Raw genomic sequence first — 16,012 nt, 5'->3', positions numbered from 1 at the left:
CGGGCGCGGATTCGGCGTCAGACTATCGGTGGATGCCGCGGTGCGCCATGCTCTGCGGCGAATGCCGTTTCACCTCACCCCAGGAGTATGCGAACCTGGGCATATGAGGAACGGCATCATCCGCTTCGGGGCGCTCTACGTCTTCAACGTCGCGGTCCTGCTCGTCATCGGGCTGGTGCTGCCCAGTGTGGCGGTCGGCTGGCATGCCCTGTGGGCATCCGTGATCCTGACGCTGGCCGCACTGTTCATCAAGCCGTTGCTGAAGAACGCGTTCGGCAAGTCGGCGGCGAAGTCGGCATCCGATCGCACGAAGACCGGCGAAAAGGTCGTCCAGTACGCACTCGTGTATGTGGTCGAACTGATCATCTGGGTGCTGACCGTATGGCTCAGCCCTGTCGACGTCATCGGGTTCTTCTGGGGTTATGCCCTGCCGCCGCTGCTCCTGCTCCTGGGCTGGGTGATCTACGACCAGGTCGACGACGTCCTGCGGCGCAAGGCCGGTGAGGTCTACGACAGGGTCGCCGGCGCGAGGAAGCCGAAGGATCCCGCGGCATCCGCTGCCCCGCCCTCGGCGACCCCGCCCGTCGATGTCGAGCCGGACGACGGCCTCACCCCCGAGCAGCGCCGGATGCTCGACGAGCTGTAGGCACTCCGTTCAGCCGGCGAGCCGCTCTGCGGCCTCCACGACGTTCGTCATGAGCAGCGCGACGGTCATCGGCCCGACGCCACCGGGGTTCGGCGAGACCCACCCCGCCACCGATGCCACATCGGGATGCACGTCCCCGTACACACGCGACTTCCCCGTCTCGGGATCGGTCTCGCGCGTCACGCCCACGTCGAGCACCGCAGCGCCCGGCTTGACGTCCTCGGCGCGGATCAGGTGCCTGACCCCCGCGCCTGCGACGATGACGTCGGCCTGACGCAGGTACGGCGCCATGTCCGGCGTGCCCGTGTGGACCTGCGTCACCGTCGCGTTGATGTCACGGCGGGTGAGCAGGAGCCCCATCGGACGCCCGATGGTCACGCCGCGTCCGACGACGACGACGTGCTTGCCCTTCAGGTCGTAATCATTGCGCAGCAGCAGTTCGATCACGCCGCGGGGCGTGCACGGCAACGGCGTGTGGATCGGGCTGTTGACGTTCAGCACGAGGCGGCCGAGGTTGGTCGGGTGCAGCCCGTCCGCATCCTTGGCCGGGTCGATGCGTTCGAGGATCGCGTCGGTGTCGATGTGCTTCGGCAGGGGCAGCTGGACGATGTATCCGTGACAGGTCGGATCCGCGTTGAGCTCGTCGATCAGCGCTTCGACCTGCTGCTGCGTCGCGTCGGCCGGCAGCTCGCGCTGGATCGAGTTCATCCCGATCGCCTCGGACTGCCGGTGCTTCATCCCTACGTACAGCTGGGATGCCGGGTCGGCTCCGACCAGCACCGTGGCGATGCCGGGGACGATCCCCTTCTCCTTCAGCGCGGCGACCCGCTCTGCCAGTTCCGCCTTGATCTCGGCGGATGCCGCCTTGCCGTCCAGGACGACAGCGGTCACTGGCTCAGTCCGGGGTAGAGCGGGAACGCTGCGGCGAGCGCGTCGACGCGAGCCTTGAGGGCTGCGACGTCGGCGCCGGGCAGCAGCGCGAGGGCGATGATGTCGGCGACCTCGGTGAACTCGGCATCCCCGAATCCGCGCGTCGCGAGCGCCGGCGTACCGATGCGCAGACCCGAGGTGACCATCGGCGGACGAGGGTCGTTCGGGACCGCGTTGCGGTTCACCGTGATGTGGATGTCATGCAGCAGGTCTTCGGCCTGCTTGCCGTCGATCTCGGCGTCGCGCAGGTCGACGAGGACCAGGTGCACGTCGGTGCCGCCGGAGCGGACCCTGATGCCGGCATCCTGGACGTCCTGACGGCCGAGGCGCTCGGCGAGGAGCGCGGCACCGCGGAGGGTGCGCTCCTGACGCTCCTTGAACTCGGGCGTCGCGGCGATCTTGAACGCCGTCGCCTTGGCGGCGATGACGTGCATGAGCGGACCGCCCTGCTGACCGGGGAAGACGGCCGAGTTGATCTTCTTGGCGAGGTCGGCGTCGTTCGTGAGGATGAAGCCGGAGCGGGGGCCGCCGATGGTCTTGTGCACGGTCGACGAGACGACGTGGGCGTGCGGCACGGGGTTCGGGTGGACTCCGGCGGCGACGAGACCGGCGAAGTGCGCCATGTCGACCCACAGGTAGGCGCCCACCTCGTCGGCGATCTCGCGGAACTTCGCGAAGTCCAGCTGACGCGGGTACGCCGACCAGCCGGCGATGATGACCTTCGGCTTGTGCTCGATCGCGAGGCGACGGACCTCGTCCATGTCGACGAGCGAGGTCTCCGGGTCGACGCCGTACGCGACGATGTCGAACAGTCGGCCGGAGAAGTTGATCTTCATGCCGTGCGTCAGGTGTCCGCCGTGGTCGAGCGAGAGACCGAGCAGCGTGTCGCCAGGGCGGGCGATGGCGTGCAGCACTGCGGCGTTGGCCGTGGCGCCGGAGTGCGGCTGGACGTTCGCGAACTCCGAGCCGAACAGGCTCTTGGCCCGCTCGATGGCGAGGGCCTCGGCGACGTCGACTTCTTCGCAGCCCCCGTAATAGCGGCGGCCGGGGTAGCCCTCGGCGTACTTGTTGGTCAGCACGGAGCCCTGCGACTGCAGGACCGAGACCGGCACGAAGTTCTCGGAGGCGATCATCTCGAGGAAGCCGCGCTGGCGGTTGAGCTCGCGCTCCAGGACCTCGGCGATCTCGGGGTCGACCTCGGAAAGCGGTGCGTTGAAATATGGGTCGGTCATGACGTGCTCCTGATCTCACGGTGGAAGGGGGTTGTTCCTGATCGGCCCAGGCGCGCGGTCGATTCCCATGAGAAGCCGCTCCCCGGTGGTAGTCCACCCAGACGCCAGTCGCGACGGTTCGAGCATAGCGGATCGGATCGCTCGGATCGCTTGGATGTCGTCACGGTCACCGGTAGGTTTTGTTCATGGTCCTTACTCTTATCCCGCTGCCCTCATCCGTCACGGCGGCTCCGGGGACGTTCGTCCTCTCCCCTGCCGCGCGCATCGTCATCGTCGACGGTGCGGATGCCGCGGCATCCGTCCTCTCCGACCTGCTGGCGCACCGCTGCGGACTCCGGCCGGAGGTGACCACGGACGATCCGGTGGCCGGCGACATCGTCCTGCGCGCCACCGGTGCCGACGACGAGGCGTACCGCCTCGAGGTGGCGGAGCGCATCGAGATCGCGGGCTCGGATGCCGGCCTCTTCTACGGCATCCAGACACTGCGGCAGCTGCTGCGCGAGGATGCCGGCTCCTGGTCGATACCGCAGGTGTCGATCACCGATGCGCCGCGCTTCGCATATCGCGGCGTCATGCTCGACGTCGCGCGCACATTCTTCGACGTGGCGACCGTGAAGGCGTTCATCGATCGCGCCGCGTCGCTGAAGTTCAATCACCTGCATCTCCATCTCACCGATGACCAGGGCTGGCGCCTGCATATCGACAGCCGCCCACTGCTGACCGAGAAGGCCTCGGGCACCTCTGCGCTCGGTCGCCCTGGCGGCTTCTACACGAAGGACGACTTCCGCGAGATCATCGCGTACGCGGCCGCGCACCACATGGTGGTGGTCCCCGAGATCGATCTCCCGGGGCACACGCATGCGATCGGGCTCGCGTATCCGGACGTGGTCGAGGCCCCGGTGATGAACGACATGCTGCTCGCGCAGTCCGCATCGCTCGGCCAGCCGCTGCCTGCGGCCGGCGAGCCGTACCAGGGCTGGGGTGTCGGGCACTCCTCGGTGCGCATCCACGAGGACGCGACGTGGGACTTCCTGCGCGACGTGCTCGGCGAAGTCGCCGACATCACGCCGGGTGACTACCTGCACGTCGGCGGCGATGAGTGCCTCGGCACTCCGCCGGCGGACTTCGATGCGTTCGTCGAGCGCGTCACCGCACTGACCGTCGAACTGGGCAAAACCCCGGTCGCCTGGCACGAGGCGGGATCCGCCGTCGTGGCTGAGGGCACGATCGGCCAGTTCTGGGGAAGCGACACCCCGACCCCCGAGCACATCGAGCACACGCTCCGGTTCGCCGAGCGGGGCGGCTCGGTCATCCTCTCGCCGTCCACCCGCGCCTACCTCGACATGAAGTACACGCCTGATTTCCCGCTCGGCCTCAGCTGGGCCGCCGTCATCGACCTCGAGACGGCGTACTCCTGGGAGCCGGACGCGATCGTCCCCGGTCTGGACCCGGCTGCGATCCTCGGCGTCGAGGGACCGCTGTGGGCCGAGACGCTCGCAACGCTCGACGACATCGACCAGCTCTTCTTCCCCCGCGCCGCCGCTCTGGCCGAGATCGCGTGGTCCTCGGCATCCACCAAGGACTGGAACTCGTTCCGCGCCCGCGTCGGCGGGCTCGGACCGGTGTGGGATGCCGAAGGATGGGGAGGACATCGCCCCGCCGAGATCGACTGGAGCACGCCATGACCGCAACGGTGATCCACTCCGCCCGCCTGATCTCGCACGGAGTGGAGACGGACGACGCGTGGGTCCGCTTCGAGGACGGCATCGTCGTCGAGACGGGCACCGGCGGCGGTCGGACCGATGCGGACGAGGTCGTCGATGCGTCGGCGACCGCCGGCCCCGGCGCGATCCTCGCACCCGGTTTCATCGACATCCACGGGCACGGCGGAGCCGGTGCGTCGTACGACGACGGTGCAGAGGCGATCCGCACGGCGCGCGCCCTGCACCGCGCGCACGGCACGACGCGGGCGGTGATCTCGCTCGTCACGGCATCCGTGGACGATCTGGCCCGCCGCGTCGCGGAGATCGCCGAACTGACCGAGACGGATGCCGAGATCCTCGGCTCCCATCTGGAAGGCCCTTTCCTCGACCCCGGCCACCAGGGCGCCCACGAGCCGACTCTGCTGCGGGCACCGGATGCCTCGGACGTGCGGCGCCTGCTGGAAGCCGGGCGCGGGACCGTGCGCCAGGTCACGATCGCACCAGAACTCCCCGGCGGCATCGAGGCGATCCGGCTTGTCGTCGCCGCCGGCGCCGCCGCCGCTGTCGGGCACACCGACGCGGATGCCGAGATCGCCGCAGCGGCCTTCGACGCCGGCGCGACGATCCTCACGCACGCGTTCAATGCGATGCGCGGCATCCACCATCGCGCACCAGGCCCTGTCCTGGCCGCAGCCGCAGATCGACGCGTCGTCCTGGAGGCGATCGCGGACAACGTGCACCTCGACCCGCACGTGATCAAGCTCGTCTTCGATGTGGCGCCGGATCGCGTCGCACTGGTGACGGATGCGATGGCTGCGGCCGGCAGTGCGGATGGCCGATACGACCTCGGTGCGGTCAAGGTGACGGTCGCGGACGGCATCGCCCGCACCGACGAGACCGGTTCGATCGCCGGTTCGACCCTGACCCAGGACGTCGCGCTCCAGCGTGCGGTGCAGGCCGGCGTGCCGCTGGCCGCCGCTGTGCGGGCGCTCACGGAGACCCCGGCATCCGTCATCGGGGAAGGCGGCAGACTCGGTCGCCTCGAGCCGGGGCTGCTCGCGGATGCCGTGCTGCTGGATGCTCAGCTGGGGGTGCGGCGCGTCTGGGTGGGAGGCCGTCCCGCAGCGTGACCTCACGCGACGCACCCGCAGCTTCGCGGGGGAAGGGAGGCCGCCGCGCCCCAGTCAGCGGCGACCATGCTCCCTCCATGACGAGCGGGCGGCTCGGGAACTCCTCCCCCGAGGGTCCCGAGCGCGCCCTTCGCCGACGCAGTTGCCCCCCGCGCCGGCGACTGTCCTGTCTCCGCCCCCCGGTGGAGACCGCACAGCCTGCTCTGATTGATGAGATGCCGTCGCCGGCGAATCATCACGCGATTCGGAGAGATTCTTTTGAAGTTTTTTCACGGGTCCTCGCAGAGAGTTCGCTCCGAGTTGTCCACAGGGCTGGTCAGGCTGGGAAAACGGGGTGAGAATAGACAAGGCGCGTGATGGGGACCCGATTCACGCGTCTCTTCCTGTGGAGCCGACCCGACGCTCCACGAGACCTGGATGACTGTGCCGAACGAGAACAACGAGAACGCGCAGATCGCGGACGCCGATCTGATCCTGCGCACCCGGTCGGGCGACCGGAAGGCCTTTGGCGAACTCTGGCGACGGCACTATCCGTCCGGCATCGCCGTCGCGCGTTCGATCACGTCTTCTCTCGACCCGGATGACCTCGTCCAGGAGTCGTACACCCGCATCTACAACGCCATCCTCAAGGGCGGCGGCCCCAACGGGTCGTTCCGCGCCTACCTGTTCACCAGCATCCGCAACACCGCGGCCGCCTGGGGCAAGGCGCGTCGCGAGACGGCCATCGACGAGATCGATGCCGTCGCAGACCCCGACACGACGGAACAGGCCACCGATGAGGCCCTCGATCGAGGCCTCACGGCGCAGGCGTTCCGCAGCCTCCCCTCCCGCTGGCAGGAGGTGCTCTGGTACACCGAAATCGAGCAGATGAAGCCGGCCGAAGTCGGTCCGCTGCTCGGGATGAAGGCCGGTGCTGTCGCACAGCTCGCCTTCCGCGCCCGCGAGGGGTTGCGCGAAGCCTGGATCCAGGCGCATCTGCGCAGTGCCGCTCCCGGCTCGGAGTGCCAGTGGAGCATCGAGCACATGGGCGCGTACTCGCGCGGCAACCTCAGCAACCGCGACCAGAAGCGTCTCGACGAACACCTGTCCGATTGCGCACGCTGCATGATCGTCGTCGCCGAGGCGAAGGACGTCTCGGACCGCCTGGCGATGGTGCTGCTGCCCCTCGTGCTGGGCATCGCCGGCTCCGCGGGCTACCTGGCCACCCTCCAGGGCGGCGGAGCGCCGATCGTGGCGCTGGCCGCGATGCCGTCCAGCGTCGTCGAGGGCGCGGTCGTCGTCTCCGGCACCGCAGGCGCGGCTGCAGCTGGTGCCTCCGCCGGTTCCGGGTCGACCGGCGGTGCGGGCGGAGCTGTCGGCAGCGCAGGAGCCGCCGCTGGAGGCGGAGCAGCCGGTGCGACGGCCGGAGCCGTGACCGGCATCGGCGCGCTCGTCGGGGTCGGGACGGCCGCACTGATCGTCGCCGGCGTCGTCGCTGCGGCCGCGATCATGCCCGGACTCATCGCGACCCCCGCGATGACGAGTCTTCCGAGCGCCGGCGAAGTCGCCGATTCACCATCGATCCCGGCTGAGGTCGGCCCGGACGAGAAGCTCGAAGCGCTGAGCAATCAGCCGTTGGTGATCGATGAGCCGATCGACGACGAGGATGCCGGTGAGGCACCGGGTCCGGATTCCGAACGCGGCGTGGACGTGCCGCAGGCGACCCCGGTCGTCCCTGCACCGGTCGCGCCTGCCCCCGGAGACTCGGACTCCGGTGGTGAGGATGCGCCGGAAGCCCCGGAGGAACCAGCCGCTCCTTCGGATCCGCCGGCCGCGCCGGGACCGGAGCCGACTCCCACGCCCACGCCCACGCCCGACCCGGAGCCGTCTCCCTCGCCGGATCCTGAGCCCACGCCCGATCCGGAACCTGAGCCGACACCTACCCCGAGTCCCACGCCGACGCCGACCCCGACGCCCGATCCGGAACCCGAGCCGACGCCCACACCGACGCCCGTGGATCCCGTCGACCCGGTGGATCCCGTCGACCCGGTGGATCCCGTCGACCCCGTCGACCCGGTGGATCCCGTCGACCCGGTCGACCCGGTGGACCCCGTCGACCCCGTGGACCCCGTCGACCCGGTGGACCCCGTCGACCCCGTCGACCCCGTCGACCCCGTCGACCCCGTCGACCCCGTCGACCCGGTGGACCCCGTCGACCCCGTCGACCCGGTGGACCCCGTCGACCCCGTCGACCCGGTGGATCCCGTCGACCCTGTGATTCCAACGTCGCCGGTTGAAATTGCCGATGCGACAATGTGCGTCGGCATTGACGGCAAGACGTACGTCTCACTCGACGTTCTCGGCGTGCCTGGCGCCGAAATCCAGGCGCTTCTCGACGGCAGTCCCGCTGGCGCGGACGATGCCATCCTCGGGACGGACGGCACCGAGACGATCAGTCTGCGGCCGACCGCACGGCAGATTCTGTCGGATGCCGACGTCGAGATTCGCTACGTCACGTTGGCCGGCCCCGTTCACCCACTCACGACGACACTCTCGGACCTCGGAGTGAACCTGGTCACTGTCCTGCTCGCCCCGACCTGTGCCGACGATGACGCCACTGCCGCTGACGCGACCGAAACAGACTTGGTCGAACCACCAGTTTCAGCCGATGCCCCTGCGGAAGCACCTGCCTCGCAGGCTCCGGTGCCCGAAGTCTCCGCCGATGATGCGCCCACCATGGAACATCCTGCGGTCGAAGCACCGACGGAAGACCCCACCGTCGACGCACCCGCAGCATCCCCGACAACAGACCCCGTCGAAGACCCTGCCCCTCCCGCGGCATCCACCGCTCCCGCCGCGGAGCCCGCTCCACCCGTCGAATCGCCCGAGCCGATCGCCCCAGTCGCCGAGCCGCTTCCACCGGCCACCGAGTCCCTTCCGGCAGACGAGGCGACGGCCCCCGCCGAATAGACTGGGAGCATGACCCAGGAGACACCGGCCGAACCGGGCGTGAACCGACCGAACGTCACCCCGCTCGAGATCATCCGGGTCGTCATCCTGCTGGTGGCGCTCGCGTCGCTCGCCCTGTGGGGCTTCGCATCGTGGGATCTGCCGTGGAACCTGATCATCGGCATCGGGGCACCCGTCGTCGTACTGCTGGTGTGGGCGCTGTTCCTCTCGCCTCGCCCCGTGCTGCACCTGCATCCGTTCCTGCGCGCGGCCGTCGAACTGCTCCTGTACCTGGGCGTCACGATCGCATGGTGGTCGATGGGCCAGGCCGTGATCGGCTCTGTCTTCGCCGTGGTCGCGATCGCTGCAGGTGTCATCGCGGGGCGGCGAACGCTGGCATGAGCGCACTCGCGGCGCTGCGCGCGGCACTCGACGACATCGTCGACGTGTCCGAAGCGTCGTTGGAAGCCGCCCGCGCTGACCGCTCCGGCCACGCCGCCGTCGGACGGCCTCTCGCCGTCGTGCACGCCGAGACCGTCGAGCATGTCCAGCAGACGATGCGCATCGCGACGGAGACCCGAACACCGGTCGTCATCCGCGGTGCAGGCACCGGACTCGCCGGGGCCGCCAACGCGGGCGCGGGCGAGATCGTGCTGTCCACGCGTCGCATGACCCGGATCCAGGAGATCCGAGCCGATGATCTGCTGGCGGTCGTCGAACCGGGCATCCTCAACGCCGACCTCAACACCGCACTCGCCCCGCACGGAGTCTGGTGGGCGCCGGACCCGGCCAGCCGCGACATCTCGACGGTGGGCGGCAACATCGCCACCGGCGCCGGCGGACTGCTCTGCGCGAAATACGGCGTCGTACGGGATGCCGTCCTCGGACTCGATCTCGTGCTCGCCGACGGACGCCTGCTCCACCTCGGACACCGCGCCGTCAAGGGCGTCACAGGGCTCGATCTCACCTCACTCGTCATCGGCTCGGAGGGCACGCTCGGCGTCGTCGTCGGTGCGACCCTGAAGCTGCGCCGCCTCGTACCAGGCACGACGTGCGCGATCGCTGCCGGGTTCCCCGACGCGAGGACGGCAGCCACGGCATCCGCTGCGGTCACGGCCGCAGGCATCCAGCCAGCGATCATGGAACTGATGGATGCCGCGGCCCTCGCCGCTGTGCATGCGCTGCTCTCCCTCCCCGCGCCCGCGGCCGGATCCGCGCAGCTGACCATCCAGACGGACGGCCCGGCCGCACGCGACGAAGCCGACCGCATCGCCGAGGTCCTCGCCGCGCACGGAGGCACGGTCGCGCTCTCGGACGACCCGGCCGAAGGCCAACGCCTGCTGACGATCCGCCGCTCGATGCACGCCGCGATGGCGGCGCTCGGAACCACCCTCATCGAGGACGTCTCCGTACCGCGCAGCGCTCTCCCGGCGATGTTCGATGAGATCTCCCGGATCGAGGGCGCCTACGGTCTCACGATCCCGACGGTGGTCCACGCCGGCGACGGAAACCTGCACCCGAACTTCATCTTCGACGGACCGGATGTCCCCGACCACGTCTGGGCAGCCGCCGACGAGCTGTTCCGCGCCGCCATCCGCCTCGGAGGCACGCTCACCGGTGAGCACGGCATCGGCACGCTCAAGAGCCGGTGGCTGGCCGAAGAGCTCGGCGATGACCAGTGGCGGCTGCAGCGCGACATCGTGCGCGTGTTCGATCCTGTCGGCATCCTCAACCCCGGAAAGGTGTTCGCCGCCCATGCCTGACATCCACGTGAGCGCGGCGATCATCCGCGACGCCGACGATCGCGTGCTGGTCGTGCGCAAGCACGGCACCGTGCGCTTCATGCAACCGGGCGGCAAGCCGGAGCAGGGTGAGAGCGCAGCCCAGACCCTGGCCCGCGAGCTCGAGGAGGAGCTCGGTCTCCGCGTCGCGGAAGCAGACCTCACTCCCCTGGGCGAGTTCACCTCGGATGCCGCGAACGAGCCGGGTCACCGTGTCGTCGCCGCCGCCTTCGCGATGCGCGCCGAGCCGGACGACGTGACGGTCCAGGCCGAACTCGCAGAGTTGCGCTGGATCACCCCCGCCGACATCGCCACGCTGCCGCTCGCCCCGCTCAGCCTGGAGCATCTGCTCCCGCTGGCGTGGCCGGATGCCTAAAAGCCAGCGGCTGCGCTGAGGCGGTGCGTACCGGACTTCGCGAGAACGCGATGCCGAACGCGATGTAGCAGACCGCGAGCACGACCAAGGCTGTCCGCGTCCCGAAGAACTGGCCCAAGGTCCCGCCCAGCAGCGCGCCCAGTGGAATCGTCGCTGCGTTCAAGACCTGGGACACCGCGCTGACTCGACCCTGCACCTCCGGCGGCGTGTACTGCAGGCGCAGCGTCATGAGCGAGACGCTGCCCAGAACGATGCCGAAGCTGATCGCGAAGATCCCGATCGCGAACAGCACGACCGAGGCGCCGGTCTGCGTCGCGGGGAGAAGCAGTGACGCCGGCGCGGAGAAGAGGAACGCGGATGTCCCGGTCCTCCCCAAGCCGTACCGGCTGATCAGACGACCGCTGATCGAGGCCGCTGTCAGACCGCCGATGCCGCCTGCCGTGAGGACGATTCCGATCATGTCGGAGGAAAGCGACGCGTCGCGTGCGAGGAACAGGATCTCCAGCGTGCCGCTGGCAGAGAGCAACAGGTTCGCGACAGCAGCTCCCGCAGTCACCCAGGCGAGCATGCGAGTCGTGCGCAGGACGCGCAGCCCCTCACCGATCTCCGCCGCGATGCGGCGGCGAACCGACGGCCGCGGCGGAGCCACTCTGCCGACGATGGTCAGAAGAGCGACGGCGCAGAGCAGGAAGCTGACAGCGTCGACGATCAGGGTGTTGGACGCCCCGATGAGTGCGATCATGCCGCCGCCCATGGCGGGACCGATGACCCGAGCCGCTGATCGGCCCGCCTGCATCGACGCGTTCGCGGCAGCGTACTGATCAGACGAGACGAGCTGGCGCAGATACGGTGTGTACGCGGATTGGAACAGTGCCGTGCATACACCGGTCAAGAAAGCCGATGTCAGCAGGACGGGAAGCGTGAGCACTTCGAAATGGGCGGCAAGGGGAACAGCGCCGAGCGTGAGCGCGCGGCCGATGTCCGCTGTGACCATGAGAGAACGGCATCGTTCCTGACGTCGGTCGACGAGCGCACCGAGGAGAAGGCCGAGGAAGACGGCGGGCAACCACTGGAGCGCCTCGAGCAGCCCGATCGCGAACGTCGACGCGTGCAGTCGCTCGATCGCGATCAGGGGCAGTGCCACGAGCGTCAGCATCGTGCCGGTCGCACTGACAGTCTCCGCGACGAGGAATGTCGTGAACGGTCTCCCCAGTGCGCGTAAGCCGCGGCTCATCCGGCACGGCCTTGCGTCACGTTGATGACGCCTCTGCTCGTCGAACCGGTCTCGCGGCGCTTGTGCCAGGCGATCAGCTCGTCGTCGCTGTCCTGGGTCGAGAACGAGACCCCAACCCGGCCGAGGCTGCCCGTGTGCTGCCCGAGCCGCTCGCGAACGACATCCTCCGGCACGCCTCCGGCGAGCAGGTCCGCAGCATGAGCGCGCCGAAGATCGGAGAGGCGCAGGACGACGCCGACTGTTGAGCAGTACTGCCCCCATCGATACTGGACCGACTGATAGCGCAGGGGCGTATCCCGGCCCTGGGCAGTGAAGAGTGCTCCCGAAGGCCCCGCATTGAAGCGCACGTAATTGGTCAACCGAAGCAGGGTCTGCTTGTCGTCGACGAAGACACGTCGGCGGTGGCCGCCCCAACCCGTGACATGCAGAGACGCGGACTTCTCTTCGAAGTCCTCCACCTGCAGCGCCAGGGCCTCGCCCGGGCGCAATCCGAGGCGTGCGAGCACTCCGAAGAAGAGCTGGTCCCGGTCAGCCTGCCGCGGGATCGCCGCGAGAACCGACTCGAGATCCGACCGGAGATCGCGCCGGCTCTCGCGGCGAGCCGGAAGTGCCGACGGCTGTGGGCGAGTGCCCGCTGGAGGCAGGAGATCCATGCGATCGCAACTTCGAAGAAGTCCGCGCAGCACTGACAGTCGCCGTGCCTGCGTCGCGGCGGCCCGAGCAGTGGGCCAGGCGAGGTAGTCGTCCACTGCCTGCTGGTCGAGCGCACCATCGCGCGCGGCGGCGCACTCGACCAGGACGCGCAGGTCCGTCTCATATCCCCGCAGCGTGTTCGCCCGCCGTCCTGCGGTCCGCAATCGGTCCAGGTAGGCGCTCACCGCGTCACGAGTCTGCATCCTGCGACAATATTCATTTACACAGTTTGGCGCAAGGCGTGCGGGCGCGAGCGTCCGCGCGATCCGTCGCTACGACCAGCAGGGACTCATCGTCGCCGTCTGAGGCAGCTTCCCTCGGCTCAGATCCCCTGCCAGGCCGGCTTGTTGGCGAAGGTGTAGCGGTAGTAGTCCGCGAGCCTCAGCTTCGAGGCAGCCGCCTCGTCGACGACGACCGTCGCGTGCGCGTGCAGCTGGATCGCCGAACCGGGCAGGAACGCGGAAAGCGGTCCCTCCACGGCATCCGCGACGGCCTGCGCCTTGCTCTCGCCGAAGGCGAGCAGCACGAGGTGACGCGCCTCCAGAATCGTGCCGAGGCCTTGAGTGATGCAGTGCATCGGCACATCGTCGATGGCGTCGAAGAAGCGTGCGTTGTCCTCGCGGGTCTGCTGCGTGAGCGTCTTCACCCTTGTCCGGGAAGCGAACGACGAACCCGGCTCGTTGAAGCCGATGTGCCCGTCTGTGCCGATGCCGAGGATCTGCAGATCCACTCCGCCGGCAGCCGCGATCGCCGCCTCGTAGTCCGAACCGGCGTGCTCGATGCCCTCGGATGCCCCGTTGGGCACGTGGATGCGCCGCGGGTCGAACCCGAGCGGCTCGACGACCTCCCGCGTGATGACGGACCGGTAGCTCTCGGGGTGCGCCGGGTCGAGACCGACGTACTCGTCGAGTGCGAAGCCTCGCACCTGCGAGACGTCGGCACCGACCAGCCGGCTCTGCAGCGCCTGATAGACCGGCAGCGGCGTCGACCCCGTGGCGAGGCCGAGAACGGCATCCGGACGACCGGCGATGAGCGCGACGATCTCCTCCGCGACCAGAGCCCCCGCTGCCGCGCTGTTCTCGACGATGACGACTTCAGCCATGGGGAACGATCTCCTTCTCGGGTAAGGGTGCAGAATCCGAAGCGCCGACGAGCGCGGCTCCCAGTGCCGCCGCCGGCGAGCCGCTGGGCAGCAGCTCGATCCTCTCATCGAGACGCAGCGAGCGCATGAACGCCGACCCGTCGGCCTCGCGTCGCAGGGTCGCCACGATGTCGGCATTCAGACGATCGCCCAGCGCTGTGAGTCCTCCGCCGATCACGACGGTCTCCACGTCGACGGAGAGGACGAGGATGCGCACCGCCGCCGCCGCTCCCCGCGCCAGATCGGCGCGCAGCGCGATCGCGTGCGCGTCTCCGACCTCCGCGGCATCGAAGATGTCGCGCACCGGGAGCGCACCGGGTCGCCCCCACGCCTTCGCCAGTGCGCCGCCTCCGCAGAGAGTCTCGACGCAGCCGCGCTGGCCGCAGCCGCACAGTCGCCCGGCCGGGTCGACGCTGAGGTGGCCGACCTCGCCGGCGGTGCCGTGCATGCCCCGCCAGATCCGGCCGTCGGCCACGATCCCCGCGGCCACGCCGGTGCCGAGATTGAGGTAAGCCATCGAGGCGCCGTCGCCCCGCAGGGCGGCCGCACCGAGGGCTGCCGCCTTGACGTCGTTCTCGACGGCGATCGGCACCTTCAGCACGCCGCCCGCACGTGCGGAGATGTCCAGCGACTCCACGCCGAGGTTCACGGCGTGCAGGACGCGTCCGGTTCCCGGCTCTACGAGACCAGGGATGCCGACGCCGACGGATCCGAGCTCCGAGGTCGCGAAGCCGCCGTCCTGCGAGAGCGCGGCGACGCTGTCCAGGATGCTGGCGATCACCGCCTCATCGCCCCATCCGGTCGGGCGTCGCACGCGAGCGATGATGTCGCCGTCCGGAGCCACCGCGACGGCATCGGTCTTTGTTCCGCCGATGTCCAGGCCCACTCGGATGGCCCGACCGCGCAGGCCCGTGCTGCTGTGCTGAACCATCAGCGGACGCGGCCCGACTCTGCGGCGGTCTGGATCGACGTCGATGCGCGCATCACGAAACGCCCAGTTGGCCGGAGAGCACCATGACGGCGGTCCCGCGCAGCACGATGTCCTCCTGCCGAGTGAGGCGGATGACGACGTCATCGAACACGCCGTCCAGAGTGCGCGCACGCAGCGTCGCGGTCGCGGCGTCGAAGAAGGTGTCGTCCAGCAGCTCGGCCGGCCCGGAGAGCACGATCTCGGACAGATCCAGCGCACTGACGATCGGAGCGATCGCGACAGCCATCCGCGTCCCCGCGTCGCGCAGCATCTCGTCCCGCGATTCCGGCGCCTCGGCGATCGCGGAGGCGAGCCGGCTGCCGCTGAGCCAGGCTTCCAAGCATCCGTCCTTGCCGCACACGCACCGAGGCCCACCATCGGTGCCGACCACGACGTGCCCGATCTCTCCCGCGGCGAAGCGGCTGCCCAGCAGCGGCTGGCTGCCGGTGATCAGACCTGCGCCGACGCCGCGGCCGATCTTGATCAGCATGACGTCGGCTCGCGCCTCGCCGAAGGTGTATTCGGCCAGCACGGCAGCGTTGGCGTCGTTGCGCGCCGTCACCGGCAGGTCCAGATCGAGGCTGAGACGCGCCTCGAGCGGGAAGTTCGTCCAGCCGAGGTTCGGGGATTCGATGACGACGCCGTCCGGCCGCACGATACCCGGCGTCCCGACGCCGACGCCGAGCAGCGTCGTCGTGGACGCGGCCTTCAGTTGACGGGCGAGGTCGACCAGTGCGTCATATGCGGCCGCACCGTCCGGCTGCGCGGGGCGCGGCACCTCGCGGCGCTCGAGCACCTCGCCGTCGAGGCTGAGGACAGCGCCCTGGAACGCCTCGGGGCCGGACAGATCCAGCCCGATGATCTGGTGGCCCTCGCGATCGATGTCGATGAGGATCGGCGGCTTGCCGGGCCCGGCCGTCTCGCGGATCCCCTTCTCGATGACGATGCCGTCGGCGATGAACTCTGCGACGAGGTCCGAGATCGTCACGCGCGTGAGCCCGGTCTCCCGCGACAGATCAGCGCGGCTCATGGCTCCGGCGTGGTAGAGCGTCTGCAGCACCAGCGCGCGATTATGGCCGCGCGCGTGCTCGGGCAGCACCTTGGCGCGCGAGCGGAGGTGCCGCGCACCCGCGAATCCGTGCGCACTCGCGCCGGTGTACTCGGCCGCGGCCGGCACACGCATCCCATCCGATTCGGACATGTTTGTTAGTAGACCTTACGAACGTCGTGTTGCGCAACCTCTGCGAG

Annotated in this window: 14 protein-coding genes and 1 riboswitch; of the genes, 7 read left to right on the top strand and 7 right to left on the bottom strand. The window is 69.3% G+C overall.

From position 1 onward, the window contains the following. Positions 1-103 precede the first annotated feature (103 nt). The gene (locus AC3ANJ_RS05510) at positions 104-646 is read left to right on the top strand and encodes a hypothetical protein (protein WP_488318596.1); all 543 of its coding nucleotides are present in this window, start codon (positions 104-106) and stop codon (positions 644-646) included. 9 nt (positions 647-655) lie between these two features. Here the strand turns inward: AC3ANJ_RS05510 and AC3ANJ_RS05505 are convergent, their stop codons facing one another. Together AC3ANJ_RS05505 and glyA are read right to left on the bottom strand one after the other, a co-directional pair. Beyond that, positions 656-1,537 (bottom strand): bifunctional methylenetetrahydrofolate dehydrogenase/methenyltetrahydrofolate cyclohydrolase, encoded by an 882-nt coding sequence (locus tag AC3ANJ_RS05505; RefSeq protein ID WP_488318595.1) that lies wholly within the window; start codon positions 1,535-1,537, stop codon positions 656-658. Continuing rightward, entirely contained in the window at positions 1,534-2,808 is a 1,275-nt protein-coding gene (gene glyA, locus AC3ANJ_RS05500) for a serine hydroxymethyltransferase (RefSeq protein WP_488318594.1), read from the bottom strand. The genes AC3ANJ_RS05505 and glyA overlap by 4 nt, the downstream gene beginning before the upstream one ends. 37 nt (positions 2,809-2,845) lie before the next feature. Then, positions 2,846-2,930, bottom strand: a riboswitch (ZMP/ZTP riboswitch). Positions 2,931-2,993: 63 nt separating this feature from the next. On the opposite strand from glyA, the gene AC3ANJ_RS05495 reads away from it, so the two are divergent. The 6 genes from AC3ANJ_RS05495 (at position 2,994) to AC3ANJ_RS05470 (ending at position 10,726) form a co-directional block, all read left to right on the top strand. Further along, positions 2,994-4,493 (top strand): beta-N-acetylhexosaminidase, encoded by a 1,500-nt coding sequence (locus AC3ANJ_RS05495; RefSeq protein ID WP_488318593.1) that lies wholly within the window; start codon positions 2,994-2,996, stop codon positions 4,491-4,493. Beyond that, complete coding sequence (locus AC3ANJ_RS05490; protein WP_488318592.1) at positions 4,490-5,641, top strand: N-acetylglucosamine-6-phosphate deacetylase; 1,152 nt, start codon at positions 4,490-4,492, stop codon at positions 5,639-5,641. The genes AC3ANJ_RS05495 and AC3ANJ_RS05490 overlap by 4 nt, the downstream gene beginning before the upstream one ends. Positions 5,642-6,058: 417 nt before the next feature. Then, complete coding sequence (locus AC3ANJ_RS05485) at positions 6,059-8,590, top strand: sigma-70 family RNA polymerase sigma factor (RefSeq protein ID WP_488318591.1); 2,532 nt, start codon at positions 6,059-6,061, stop codon at positions 8,588-8,590. A 9-nt stretch (positions 8,591-8,599) separates the two neighbouring features. Then, entirely contained in the window at positions 8,600-8,971 is a 372-nt protein-coding gene (locus AC3ANJ_RS05480) for a YrdB family protein (protein WP_488318590.1), read from the top strand. Beyond that, positions 8,968-10,332, top strand: coding sequence for an FAD-binding oxidoreductase (locus AC3ANJ_RS05475; protein ID WP_488318589.1), 1,365 nt, complete (start codon positions 8,968-8,970; stop codon positions 10,330-10,332). The genes AC3ANJ_RS05480 and AC3ANJ_RS05475 overlap by 4 nt, the downstream gene beginning before the upstream one ends. Further along, positions 10,325-10,726, top strand: a complete 402-nt coding sequence (locus tag AC3ANJ_RS05470; RefSeq protein WP_488318588.1) for an NUDIX hydrolase — start codon at positions 10,325-10,327, stop codon at positions 10,724-10,726. The genes AC3ANJ_RS05475 and AC3ANJ_RS05470 overlap by 8 nt, the downstream gene beginning before the upstream one ends. Here AC3ANJ_RS05470 and AC3ANJ_RS05465 read toward each other — a convergent pair. From AC3ANJ_RS05465 to AC3ANJ_RS05445, 5 genes are all read right to left on the bottom strand, one after another. Beyond that, positions 10,683-11,960, bottom strand: coding sequence for an MFS transporter (locus tag AC3ANJ_RS05465; RefSeq protein ID WP_488318587.1), 1,278 nt, complete (start codon positions 11,958-11,960; stop codon positions 10,683-10,685). The genes AC3ANJ_RS05470 and AC3ANJ_RS05465 overlap by 44 nt on opposite strands. Then, on the bottom strand, positions 11,957-12,856 hold the full coding sequence (locus AC3ANJ_RS05460; protein WP_488318586.1) for a tyrosine-type recombinase/integrase: 900 nt from the start codon (positions 12,854-12,856) through the stop codon (positions 11,957-11,959). Before AC3ANJ_RS05460 ends, AC3ANJ_RS05465 begins: the two co-directional genes overlap by 4 nt. Before the next feature lie 119 nt (positions 12,857-12,975). After that, a complete protein-coding gene (gene nagB, locus AC3ANJ_RS05455) occupies positions 12,976-13,755 on the bottom strand; it encodes a glucosamine-6-phosphate deaminase (protein WP_488318585.1) in 780 nt (259 codons plus the stop codon). Continuing rightward, complete coding sequence (locus tag AC3ANJ_RS05450; protein ID WP_488318584.1) at positions 13,748-14,725, bottom strand: ROK family protein; 978 nt, start codon at positions 14,723-14,725, stop codon at positions 13,748-13,750. Before AC3ANJ_RS05450 ends, nagB begins: the two co-directional genes overlap by 8 nt. A gap of 52 nt (positions 14,726-14,777) precedes the next feature. After that, positions 14,778-15,965 carry an ROK family transcriptional regulator gene (locus AC3ANJ_RS05445; RefSeq protein WP_488318583.1) on the bottom strand — a complete coding sequence of 396 codons (1,188 nt, stop codon included), beginning with the start codon at positions 15,963-15,965 and terminating at the stop codon, positions 14,778-14,780. Positions 15,966-16,012 lie beyond the last annotated feature (47 nt).

It is taken from the genome of Microbacterium sp. STRO-1N (assembly GCF_057748015.1).
This window is presented reverse-complemented; position numbering and strand designations above follow the sequence as displayed.